The organism is Opitutus sp. (genome assembly GCA_024998815.1).
Classification (GTDB): Bacteria; Verrucomicrobiota; Verrucomicrobiia; order Opitutales; family Opitutaceae; genus Rariglobus.
Genome location: JACEUQ010000003.1, coordinates 338,214 through 350,323, shown reverse-complemented (window position 1 = coordinate 350,323; position 12,110 = coordinate 338,214). Strand labels below are relative to the sequence as shown.

The window sequence follows — 12,110 nt, the reverse complement described above, 5'->3', positions numbered from 1 at the left end:
GGCCGGGCGAAACGGGTTGGCTAGCCGTGGAGGGTTCGGATGCGAAGGTGCCGAGGGTTAAGCCTTGGGGGGAGCGCGGCTTTACAGGTTAGCGCCGCCCGCCCGCCCCTCTTTTCGTTTCTTAAAACGCCGTCTGGTAAATCCCCAAAATGTCGGGAACCGAGGTGGTGCGGGGATTGCCACCCGTACACACGTCACCAAACGCCGCCACCGCCAGGCACGGCAGGTCCACTTCCTTAACCCCGATTTCGCGTAGTTTTTCCGGAATACCCACCGCCTTGGAGAGGGCCTTGACCGCGCCAATCGCGGCCTTCACCGCCTCGGCTTCGCTCATCGCGTCCACGTTTGCCACGCCCATCTGGCGGGCGATTTCCCGGTAACGGGGGGCGGCGGCGGCCGCGTTGTACTCCATCACGTAGGGCAGGAGCACGGCGTTGGCGATGCCGTGCGGGGTGTCGTAAAACGCGCCGAGCGGGTGCGCCATCGAGTGCACGATGCCCAGACCGACGTTGGAAAAGCCCATGCCGGCGATGTATTGGGCCACCGCCATGCCGTTGCGCGCCTCTGAGGAAGTCGGGGTGTTAACCGCTTCGGCGAGACTGGCCGCGATCATCTTGATCGCCTGCAACGCGAACATGTCGGACATGGTCCAGGCGGCGCGGGTGAGGTAACACTCGATGGCGTGGGTGAGCGCGTCCATGCCCGTGGCGGCAGTCAGGCCCTTGGGCATCGAATACATCAACTCGGCGTCGACGATCGACAGCACAGGAATGTCGTTGGGGTCCACGCAGACCATCTTCTTCACCGCCTTTTCGTCGGTGATCACGTAGTTAATGGTCACCTCGGCTGCGGTGCCGGCGGTGGTGGGCAGGGCGATGATCGGCACGCTGCGGTTTTTGGTGGGAGCGACCCCCTCGAGCGAAGTGATGTCGGCAAACTCCGGGTTGTTGACCACGATGCCGATCGCTTTGGCGGTATCGATCGAGGAACCCCCGCCCATCGCGACCATGAAATCGGCGCCGGAGGCTTTGAACGCGGCGATGCCCTGGGTGACGTTGGCGATCGTCGGGTTCGGCTTGATGTCGTCGTAGATCACGTGGGGGATGCCCGCCGCGGTGAGTACGGAGAGGACCTTCTGGGCCACCCCGTATTTGATCAGTTCCTTGTCGGTGACGAAGAGCGCTTTTTTGAAGCCGCGGCGTTTGATTTCGTCAGGAAGCACGCTGCGTGAACCCGGACCGAAGTAGGACGTTTCGTTAAGGATAATACGATTAGCCATCCAGGCAGCGTAGCGGATGACCCCGCTCAAGCCCAGCGATTAGATAGTAATTGAGATAAGTTGAACGATTTTGAAACTAGCCCAGAAGCGCAGGTGATAGCTGAAGCGGAGGGAAACGGCGCTTGGTGAACGGCTGAAACAGCATTGGCCCCGACCTGTCTTGCGCGGTCGAGGCCGGGGCACACGGATACATGATCAAACCGCCATAACCTGCCCGGCCTGGAAACTGTGCTTGGGCTAAATCCCTCGCCCTTCTGCCTCCAAAAGACTCAATTGCGCTGGTACCCCCCCCCCCAATCCAATGACCTTCCCGCGTTTACGCTCCAAGCTCCGACTCATTCTCGGACTCGCCAGCATGACGGTCCTCGTCCTTTCCGCCAGCGCGGCGGAGTTCGAACAAGCCAAGTTCATCGCCCCACCGGTCGGGCGCGCGGCGGACGCGGCCGGCCCGCTTTTCCGCAAGGAATTCACCCTCTCGGCCAAGCCGAAAAGTGCCACCCTGCGCATCATCGGCCTGGGCGATTACGAGGTCAGCCTCAACGGCCGGCCGCTGGCCGCCACGGCCATCAACCAGCCGTGGTCGGACTATGAAAAGACCCTTTATTACCGCGACTTCGATTTGACCCCCGCGCTGGTGGCCGGCCCGAACTGTCTCGGCGTGATGCTCTATAATTCCTTTTGGCATAACCCCAACCCGCCCGCTGGCCGTTATAATAAAGGAGGCGTCCAGCGCACCCCCAGCGAGCCCTTCCTGCTGTGCGCGGAAATCACCGCCACCCAAAAAGACGGCACCGTGGTGCGCATCGGCACCGATGCCTCGTGGCGCCTGGCGGACGGCCCGGTGGTTTTCTCGCACATCTACGCCGGCGAGGATTTTGATGCGCGCCGGCAATTGCCCGGCTGGGACCGGGTGGGTTTCGACGACCGCACTTGGCAAACGGCACGTGAAACCCCCACGCCCGCGGCCCGGCTGGAGCCGCAGCTCTTTCCCTGCATTTCAACCTTCGCCCACCAGAAGCCGATCTCTGTCAGACAGGCGCAAACACAAGCGCCCGCGCCGGTGAACGCCTCGCCCGACACCGAGCAACCGGGTGCTCAGCCAGCCGCTGTGCCTGCGGAGGCACCGGCGACGTTCCTCTACAGTTTTCCGCAAAACATGGCCGCGCAGTTGCGCGTTGAGTTGGCGGGAGGCAAGGCCGGCGACCGGGTGAGTTTTCGCTGCGGCGAACACAAGAATGCGCAAGACCGGCTGTTTGGAGATTACGTGGTCGGTTGCGAGATCATCACCGACGGCCAATCGCTGACCCGCCAGTGGGGTTCGTTTTATCTCGGCATGCAATTTGTCGAGGTCACCGGGGCGGTTCAGCCGGGTCATCCTAATCCCCACAACCTGCCCGTGATTCGCCGGTTGGAGCTAGTCGACGTGCGCGCTGCGTTGCCCGAGGCGGGCACGTTCAAGACGTCGAGCGAACTCTACAACGGCACGCACCGGATCATCGATGCTGCCATGCGCGCCAACATGAGCTGGGTGATGACGGACTGCCCGCACCGCGAAAAGCTCGGCTGGCTGGAGACCTCCTACCTGCTCGCTCCCAGTTTTCAGTACCGCTACGACTGCCGCACGTGGTTCGCTAAAATCATCCGTGACGTGCGCGACGCCCAGGAGCCCAGTGGCCGGGTGCGCACGGTGGCCCCAGGATATCCGAAGTTTGGCGCCGGTTTCCAGTGGACGGTGGAGTGGGGCGCGGCGGCGGCGCTGCTGCCCTGGCGGCATTACGAGTGGTACGGCGACGTGCAAATCTTGCGCGACAACTTCGAGATGATGCGCCAGTTCACCGACTACATTCAGACCGAGGCCAAGGACGGGCTAGCCCCGGGCGGGTTGGGCGACTGGTACGATTACGGCCACGGCGAGAAACCGGGACCCTCGCGCTTTACCCCGGCCAACCTGTCGGCCACCGCCACCTGGGCGCTTTGCGCGCGGGCGGTTGCCCAGGCGGCCGAAGTGCTTGGTCTGCCCGAGGAGGCGAAAACCTATCATGCGCTGCACGCCCGCATCGCGGCGGATTTCCAGCGCCACTTTCAGGATTCGGTGACGCGCAAGCTCCGCCATTCGGGCGGTCCGCAATGCGCCAACGCCATGGCGTTGTGCGCCGACGTGGTTCCGGACTCCGACCGCGCGTTGCTGCTGGACGACCTGATAGCTGATTTGGAAAAGCGCGACTGGCAGCAGACCGCGGGCGACGTGGGCCATGTGTATGTCATCCGCGCGCTGGCCGAGGCAGGTCGCTCCGACGTGCTGCACCGGGTGTATTCACGCGACGGAGTCGGCAGTTACGGTGGCATTTTGAAAAAGGGGCTGACTTCGCTGCCGGAGGCCTGGGACGCGATGATGGACGGCTACCAGTCGCTCAACCACTGCATGCTCGGCCACGTGATGGAGTGGTATTATGGCTACGTGGGCGGGATCCGGCAGCCCGCCGGCGGGATTGGCTGGAAGAAAATCATCATCGCGCCGAATCCCGGCGCGCTGACTAACGCCGAGTGCACGGTGGAAACGCCGGCCGGGCGGGTGGTCAGTCGCTGGCGTGCGGACGGTAAAACCTTCCGGCTGGAAGCGATCATTCCCAAGGGAGTTGAGGCGGTGGCGATCCTGCCCTCGGGAGCGGAGAAGCCCCTGCACAGCGGCAAACAGTTGCTGACGGAAGCGGTGGTGAAGCCGAAGCCCTGATGGCCATTCGTGGGATGCGTTGCGTGCCGAATGAGTTGATCGGGCGAGTCGCGCTGGGTGAGCGGCGCCAAGTGAACCGCGCCAAGTGTGGCCTTGCGCGTGAGCTCAATGAGGGGAGCGCAAAGCGCGCCGGAAGAAAGCTCCTCGCGCTCACGCGCAAGGCCACGTCGGACAACGCAACACGGGATGAGTTGGGCGGGGCTGGTCCCGACAAATGCAGGCCCCCGGGTGAGCCGCGCCAAGTGTGGCCTTGAGCGTGAGCTCAAGGAGGGGAGCGCAAAGCGCGCCGGAAGAAAGCCCCTCGCGCTCACGCGCAAGGCCACGTCGGCCAACGCAACACGGGATGAGTTGGGCGGGGCTGGTCCCGACAAATGCAGTCCCCCGGGTGAACCGCGCCAAGTGTGGCCTTGAGCGTGAGCTCAAGGAGGTGTGTGGGTTGGGTTTAGGCGCCCAAAGTCCAGTTTCCATCACGCGGTGACGATCCGGCGACGTTGTAACGATTGTGCAACGTTGGGTAAATTCTCTGGGAGCGGGTCGGCTCTTCGGCTATGCCTGCGCTCCAAGATATGGCCGAACCTCTCCCGCAAAAAATCCTGGTCGTGGACGACGAGTCTGACGTGTCCACCCTCGTCGCGTATCATCTTAAGGCCAAGGGTTACCAGGTTGAAGTCGTCAACGACCCCAATCGCAGCATTGGCATCGCCCGCACGTTTTTGCCCGATCTGGTCATCCTCGACGTGATGATGCCCGAGCTCAGCGGCATCCAGATCTGCCGCATGCTGCGGGCCGACCCCCAGCTGAAAAAAGTGCCGGTAATTTTTCTCACCGCCAAGGCCGAGGAGAACGACCGTATCCAGGGATTGGAAACCGGGGCGGATGACTACATCTGCAAGCCCTTTAGCACCAAAGAACTCGTGCTGCGCGTGCAGACGATTTTGCGCCGCTTGGCGGTGGTCGTTCCCGAGGTGCCCAAGCGTATTCAAGTCGGCGAAATCGTAATCGATACGGAGCGCCATGTGGTCCAACTCCACGGCCAGCCGCTGGAGCTTACAGCCACGGAGTTTAATTTATTGAAACTGCTGATGGAGCGCCGCGGCCGGGTGCAAACGCGCGAGCATTTGCTGCTCAACGTGTGGAACTACGAGACCGAGATCGAGACGCGCACCGTTGACACGCATGTGCGGCGGTTGCGCGAGAAACTGGGCACCGAGGCGGACTGGATCGAGACGGTGCGCGGGGTGGGTTACCGTATCGCCGAAAAACGCACCGCTGAGTAGAGGCGGTGTGCGGCGCGCGAGGCCGAGTGGTAGTAGTAGGCAGTAACATTCAGGATGTCGCATTCTGCCGGCCCTGAAAAAACAGAAAACACTTCGATCCTTTTAGCCGCGAAAGAACGCAAAGAACGCATAGAAATACAGGGTTTGTTCTTTGCGTTCTATGCGTTCTTTCGCGGCTAAACTGCCTTGGTTTGATCCGGCACTTTAATGTTACTGCCTACTACGCGCCCGCGCGCACCAGCAGCCGGCGCACGCCTTCCATCGGGGGCTCGGTGATCGTGCGCAGTTGCAGCGAGCTGCGCGTGCCCAGCAGCGGGCGCACCGCGGCGTGGGTGAGAATCGGGCCCGTCACTCCGGTGCGTAGCAGGTCGCGGTGCCAGCCGGGAAACAGTTTGGTGATGACGTCCTCGGCGATTTGCAAAAGCGCGGTGATCGACTCGGCGACGACCTGGTGGGCGGCATGATCGCCCTCGGCGGCCAGGCGCAGGAGCGCGGGGGCGAGGGCGGCGATCTGCTTATTGGGTTCGGAGTGTTGGTAAAAGTGCCGCGTGATTTCGGCTGCGGTGGTCAGGCCGGTGTGGTCGCGAACCAGGGTCGAAAGCCGGGTGGTGAGTTGCCAACCTTGCAGCTCCAAGATCGCCTTGGAAACCGCGCGGCGGCCCAGGTCGTAGCCGCTGCCGGGGTCGCCAAAGCGCCAGCCGGTGCCGCCGGCGTAGTGCAGCGTGCCGTCGGGGGCTTGCGCGGCGACGAACGAGCCCGTGCCGGCGTGCAGAACCAGGCCGGGCTTTCCGCCAGTGGCCAGCTCGAGCACGGGGCGAGAATCGTCGCAGGCGACGACTTTGCCGAAGCTTTCATCGGATTGGAGGGTGGCGGCGGTTTCGCTCCAGAAGCTGGTAGCTCCGGCCATGCATAGCAGCGTGTGGGAAACCGGGTGGTGCGCGCGAATGCGCGACAGGGCGGTGGCGAGGGTTTTGCGCGCAGCCTCGGGCCCGGCGATGCTCGGGTTGCAGCCGCCGGCGAGGTGTCGCTCGACGAGTTCGCCCATCTCGTCGATGAGGATGAGCTCAGTCTTGGTGCCGCCGCCATCAACGCCGATTTTCATTTTTTAAGGGGAGAAGTTACACCGAGGACACGCGAGGCGGCACAGAGTTCACGGAGAGGTGGCTATGGGGATTCGAACTCCGTGCGCTCCGTGACGCCTCTTGTGCCCTCTGTGTAACCCCTCCGCTGGGGCGCGTTAGCCGATCAGTTTGCTCAGGCGGGTGCGGTAGGTTTTGGAGAGGGCGATGTTGGCCTCCATGCCGCCGGGGATGTTTTGGCTGGTGACCAGCGGCAGCGGGTGGCCGTTGCTCACCAGCCAGTCGATCACTTCGAGCGTGAGCAGGTTGAGCAGGGTGGCGCCGATCAGCGTCGAGGTCGGGCCGGCAAAGCGCCCGGGGGCGACCTCGGTGATGGCGTCGCCGGTCACCCCGAGGTTGTCCAAGGTGTAGTCGGCGATGGAGTGGAGATTTTGCGCGCCGGGGTGGACGGTTTTCGCGGTGGTACTCATGGCCAGCGAGGTGAGCGCGATGACGTGCAGGCCCTTCTTTTTGGCGTAGAGGGCGACCTCGATGGGCGAGGCGTTTTTGCCCGAGTTGGAGATAACGACGATGGTTTCGCCGGGGAGCAGCTGGTAGTGGTTGTCGTAACGCTCGGCCAGGCGCGAACCGTAGCCGACCACGTTTTCGGAAAAGCCGTAGCCCGGGTCGATCAGGCCGGTGACGGGCATGAGGCCGCCGGCGCGCCCGATGATCTCGCGGCCGATCAGTTCGGAGTGGCCGCTGCCGAAGGTGTGCAAAACCCCGCCGGCGGCGATGGAGGCCCCGATGAGCGGGGCGACGGCGCGGATAACCGGCATGTTTTTCTCGCGCGCTGAGGCGAGCATGGAGGTGGCAGTGGCGAAGTAGGTATCGGCGAGGGACATATGGAGAGCTAAGAGCTGGGAGCTGTGAGCTATTAGCTTCAAGCTCTTAGCTCATTCAGTAAAAGAAGGTGAGGCTGAGGGAGCCGAAGATGGAGAGGTGGTCCTGGCCGCGGAATTCGCGGGTGCGGTAGGCTTGGGCGTAGGTTAACTGCCAGTGCGTGGTGCCCAAACCGATGCCGGCATAGAGGTCGGCGACGAAGGGGTTTTTGTCGACCGAGGGGCTGTCGCTAAAGGTGTTGCCGTCGAGCGTGATGTCGCGGGCCACCGCACGGCCGTCGGTGGCGGCAAACACCAGGACGTTAAACGGGGCACGGCGCGGGCCGTTGGAATCCCCGGAGGGACGGATCAGGTTGCTGCCGAAATCCGACGGCAGGCACCAGCCGCCGCGCACTTCAAAGCCGGCGTTGGCGTAGGTGAACACGTTGCCCAAACTCAGTCCGGCGTGCGGGATCACGTCCGCGCCCCAACCGGTGCGCGCGTTGCGGGTGGCGAAGCGGTACTTGCGCTCGTACCCGAAATTCATGCCCGGCTCGGTCTCGATTTGGTGCTCCCAGCCTTCCGCATGCGCAACCCCGATGACGTCGTGGAAACCGTTCTGGGTCGCGCGACCCAAGGCGGCGGGACCGACCACTCCGCCGTTGATTTCAAACACGTCGAGCCGGTCGGCCCCGCCGGTTTCGGCGGCGGGGTGGTAGACGTGGAAGGCGACGCCCATGTAGAGCCACGCGGCGTAGGGGCGGTCGTTGGGTTGAAAAAGTGGGGTGGCGGTGTCCGCCGGGGTGTAGAGGTTTTGCCCGAGAGTCAGGCCGAGTTTGTAGGCCTGGTCGGGCTCGACCCAGCTGCCGAATAGTTTGGAAAGCCCGCGCACCGGGGCGGGTACGGAGTCGTCGGAGAAGCTGCGCAGATCGGTGGAGAGCAACGAGAGTTTCAGCCCGTTGGTGTAGTGCTCGTCGGTGCCGCCGAGGTACTTGTCGTTCTCGGTGTAGACGGAGATGGAGCCGAAGCGCAGGCGCTCCAGTACGATGGGAACAGGCGCGGCGGGCTCTGCGGTGGGTGCAGGCGCGTCCGCAGGCTCTGCTGCGCCGCCGCTCGTAGGGGCGAGCAGCGAGGCGAGCAAGAGCAGGGAAGTTAACCACGTTTTCATCGGTGCGGTCGGGGTGGGGTGCGACGAGGGGACGAGCGGGGCGAGATGGGCGTGTCGCGCGGGGGGGCGTTGAGTGGCGTGGGCGTTCGCGGAGGAGCTTGAAGGGCGTGGCTTGGGGCTCAGGCCTCCCAACGGCCGTAGATGCCGCAGGGGAGAACTTTGCCGTCGGCTTTGATGGGCAGGCCGACTTCGCCGCCGGTGATCGTGCCGCCACGATTGGCCATGAGCTCGGTGAGCAGGTTAACCACCACCGTGGGCGAGAGGCGGGCGGTGTAGGCGTTGATCAACAAAAACAGCGGCTTCGGCGTGAGCAGAGCGCGGCATTCCTGCAGCAGCGGCCAGAGGTGTTCCTCGAGTTTCCACATCTCGCCGGTGGCGCCGCGGCCGTAGGTGGGCGGGTCCATGATGACCGCGTCGTAGAGCTTGCCGCGCTTGAGCTCGCGGCGCACGAACTTGAGGCAGTCGTCGGCGATGAAACGGATGGGGGCGTCGGCTAGGCCGCACAGGGCGGCGTTTTCTTTGCACCATTTAACCATGCCCTCGGCGGCGTCGATGTGGGTGACGCTCGCGCCGGCCTTGGCGGCGGCACAGGTGGCGGCGCCGGTGTAGCCGAACAGGTTAAGGACGTTGACCTCGCGGCCGGTGGCGCGCGCGGCTTTGATTTTGGCGGAAAACCACTCCCAGTTCACCGCCTGCTCGGGGAACAATCCGGTGTGTTTAAAGGAGGTCGGGTGGATGCGGAAGGTGAGGCCGAGCGACTGGTATTTGATGTTCCAGGAGTCGGGCAGGGGCTTGCGGTTTTCCCAGCGGCCGCCTCCCTTTTCGCTGCGGTGGTAAAAGCCGTCCCATTTCACCCACTCGGGGCCGCCGTGTTTGGGCCAGATGATCTGCGGATCGGGGCGAACCAGAACGACGTCGCCCCAGCGCTCCTGTTTCATGCCGTCACCGCAATCGAGCAATTGGTAGTCCTGCCAGCGGTCGGCGAGGATGAGCGAGGGGCGTTGGGTGGTGTCGGCGGGCATTATGCGGCGAACCAACGCGCCCGCCCTCACTCTGTCGAGCGCCTTTCCGGTGGGCCTAAAAACAGCGGAAGGCGGTTGAGCATTTGACGGCCGCCGCAGGCTTTGTCTTAAAAAGGCCAACGCATGCGTCTCCGCCCGAACTTCACTCGCTGCTTTGCCCTCTGGGCCGCCTTCATGCTTGGGGCCGGAAGCGGGCTCGCCGATGTGATCGAGACCAAGAGCGGTGCGCGGCTCGTGGGCAAGATCACCAAGGTCGAGGGCTCCACGATTTTCCTGAGTACCAACTTTGCGGGTACGCTGCCGGTTAAAAAGTCCGAGGTGGCGAGTGTGCAAACCGAGCAGGTGCGCTTTGTGCATCTGACTGACGGCAAGGTCCTGTCGGGCACGGTGGAGCCTTCCAGTTACGGTCAGGTCAAGGTGGTCGGTGCGGGAGAACCGGTTGAAGTGCCGATCAGCCAGATCGCCGAGCTCTGGGCGCCGAGCGCCAAGGATGTGGCCAAACCGCAGTGGCACTATGAGGCGGCGGGCGACCTGGCGGGCAAATCAGGCAACCGCGAACAGTTCAGCACCGTCTTAAGTGGACGCATCAAACGCGTCGGGGTGCACGATATCTTGCAGTTTTACAGCGGTTACCGGCTTCAAACCACCAATCAAGTCACCTCGGCCGACCAGTTCAAAATTGGCGTGGACTACGCCGACAATTACTCGGGCCGCAAATCTTGGTACGTGCGCGACGAGTCGGGCTTTGATCGGGTTAAACGCATCGACCTGTACAGCCTCGCGGCAGGTGGCGCCGGCTACGATTTCGTGAAAAATCAGCGGCAGAAGCTGACGGGGCGCAGTGGTTTGTCGTATCGGTATGAGTCCTACGAGGACCCCCTCACGCCACCGATCCAGAGCTTCGGTTTGGACTTGGGTGCGCACCATGAGATCAAATTCAGTGACTCCAAGATGGTTAACGACATCACCTTCGTGCCGGCCTTCAGCGAGTTCTCCAACTACCACGCCATTCAAGAGTCCTACTTCGAAATGCCCCTGTCGATGAGCGGCTGGAAGCTGCGCCTGGGCGTGTCCAACGATTACACCAGCCTGCCGGGCGCGAACGTGAAGAAGCTCGATACCACTTACTTCACCCGCTTCGTGCTGAATTGGCAGTGAGCTCCAATTCGCGTTCAAGATGAACGCTCAATTAAATCGGTTTCTGGGGGGGGGGCGTTATATTAGGGTAAACACCTTGAGCTCACGCTCAAGGCCACGAGAAGTGTGATCGAGAAGAGTGTGGCCTTGAGCGTGAGCTCAAGGAGGGGAGCGCAAAGCGCGCCGGAAAAAGCCCCTCGCGCTCACGCGCAAGGCCACGTCGGACAACGCAACACGGGATGAGTTGGGCGGGGCTGGTCCCGACAAATGCAGGCCCCCGGGTGAGCCGCGCCAAGTGTGGCCTTGAGCGTGAGCTCAGGGAGGCGTGCAACGCCGAGGCGCTGGATTTTCTGCTTTGCGCCCCCACGCGGCGGCGGTGAAGGTGGTCGCTTTCCCTCCAACATGAGCGCTGATCCGATTCGTTTTCATAACCGTTATACGCAGACCACCGAGACTGAGCTGGTGTATGGCGAGCCGTGGCTGCGTTGGACCTACGAGACCGCGCTGGGGCGCTTTTCGACCTGGGCTCTGATCAAGCGCGCGGTGTTTTCGCACTGGTACGGCTGGCGCATGGACCGCCCGATGAGCGCCCAACGTGTGCTGCCGTTCATCGCTAACTACGACCTTAACGTCGACGAGTTCGCCTGTTCGCCGCTGTCGTTTAAGACGTTTAACGAGTTTTTCTATCGCGGTCTCACGCCCGCCGCGCGCCCCATCGCTCCGGGCAACGACGTCGCGGTGTTCGCCGCCGACGGCCGCCACCTGGGGTTTCCCGACGTGGATGCAGCGCAGGGGTTTTATGTGAAGGGCATGAAGTTTACCTTCGCCGATTTGTTTAACGACGCCTCACTCGCCGCTGAATTTGCCGGAGGCTCGATGGTGATCTCGCGGTTGTGCCCGGTGGATTATCACCGGTTTCATTTCCCGGTGGCGGGCAAACCCAGTGCCCCGCGCATCCTTAACGGGGCGCTTTTTTCTGTGAGCCCCATCGCGCTGCGCAAAAATGTCGGCTACCTCGTGCAGAACAAACGCGCCCTGACGCTCATCGACGATTCGCGCTTTGGACGGGTGGCGATGTTCGAGGTCGGGGCGACCTGCGTGGGCACGATCAAGAACGTGTTCGCGGCGGGCCAGCCGGTGGCCAAGGGCGAGGAGAAGGGCTTTTTCACCTTCGGCGGCTCCTGCGTGATCACGGTGTTTGCGAAAGGCCGCATTCGCCTGGATGACGATTTGGTGACGCAGAGCGCCCAGCAGATAGAAACCTATGCGCGCATGGGCGACCACATGGGTGTGGCGGCGGGGTAGGCTGCGCGGAGGCGCGCCCGGCGTGCGGTGTGCCGCACGGAATTGGGGCGGGCGGGCAAAGTGCTTCGCGGACCGCAACTGGCGGGGCGTATCCCAGTTTTTGAATAGTGAGCTGCTTTTCGCTGGAAAAAACGGGTCCTAGTGTAGGTTCGTGCTCAGCGAAACGGTGCGTGGCCCTGAGCGTGAGCTCAGGGTCTGGAGTTTGGCCCCAAAACGAGTTGAGATCCCCCCCCCCAGCTAAGGTAGAATCGT

Annotated in this window: 9 protein-coding genes; 4 read left to right on the top strand and 5 right to left on the bottom strand. The window is 63.1% G+C overall.

From position 1 onward, the window contains the following. Positions 1-121: 121 nt before the first annotated feature. Positions 122-1,279, bottom strand: coding sequence for a lactaldehyde reductase (fucO, locus tag H2170_16600; protein MCS6301691.1), 1,158 nt, complete (start codon positions 1,277-1,279; stop codon positions 122-124). A gap of 301 nt (positions 1,280-1,580) precedes the next feature. Here fucO and H2170_16595 point away from each other — a divergent pair, with 301 nt between their 5' ends. Beyond that, entirely contained in the window at positions 1,581-4,010 is a 2,430-nt protein-coding gene (locus H2170_16595; protein ID MCS6301690.1) for an alpha-L-rhamnosidase N-terminal domain-containing protein, read from the top strand. A 566-nt stretch (positions 4,011-4,576) separates the two neighbouring features. Beyond that, positions 4,577-5,287, top strand: coding sequence for a response regulator transcription factor (locus tag H2170_16590; GenBank protein ID MCS6301689.1), 711 nt, complete (start codon positions 4,577-4,579; stop codon positions 5,285-5,287). A 220-nt stretch (positions 5,288-5,507) separates the two neighbouring features. On the opposite strand, the gene H2170_16585 is transcribed toward H2170_16590, so the two are convergent. From H2170_16585 to H2170_16570, 4 genes are all read right to left on the bottom strand, one after another. Further along, positions 5,508-6,389, bottom strand: coding sequence for an ATPase (locus tag H2170_16585; GenBank protein MCS6301688.1), 882 nt, complete (start codon positions 6,387-6,389; stop codon positions 5,508-5,510). Positions 6,390-6,524: 135 nt separating this feature from the next. Beyond that, positions 6,525-7,250: a sugar isomerase domain-containing protein gene (locus H2170_16580; protein MCS6301687.1), complete on the bottom strand. Its 726-nt coding sequence runs from the start codon at positions 7,248-7,250 to the stop codon at positions 6,525-6,527. 55 nt (positions 7,251-7,305) lie between these two features. Beyond that, a complete protein-coding gene (locus tag H2170_16575) occupies positions 7,306-8,394 on the bottom strand; it encodes a lipid A deacylase LpxR family protein (protein ID MCS6301686.1) in 1,089 nt (362 codons plus the stop codon). 119 nt (positions 8,395-8,513) lie between these two features. Then, entirely contained in the window at positions 8,514-9,416 is a 903-nt protein-coding gene (locus tag H2170_16570) for a class I SAM-dependent methyltransferase (protein ID MCS6301685.1), read from the bottom strand. Positions 9,417-9,539: 123 nt separating this feature from the next. Here H2170_16570 and H2170_16565 point away from each other — a divergent pair, with 123 nt between their 5' ends. Further along, the gene (locus H2170_16565) at positions 9,540-10,574 is read left to right on the top strand and encodes a DUF481 domain-containing protein (GenBank protein MCS6301684.1); all 1,035 of its coding nucleotides are present in this window, start codon (positions 9,540-9,542) and stop codon (positions 10,572-10,574) included. Between the two features lie 381 nt (positions 10,575-10,955). Further along, positions 10,956-11,858, top strand: coding sequence for a phosphatidylserine decarboxylase (locus H2170_16560; GenBank protein ID MCS6301683.1), 903 nt, complete (start codon positions 10,956-10,958; stop codon positions 11,856-11,858). The last annotated feature ends 252 nt before the right edge of the window (positions 11,859-12,110 follow it).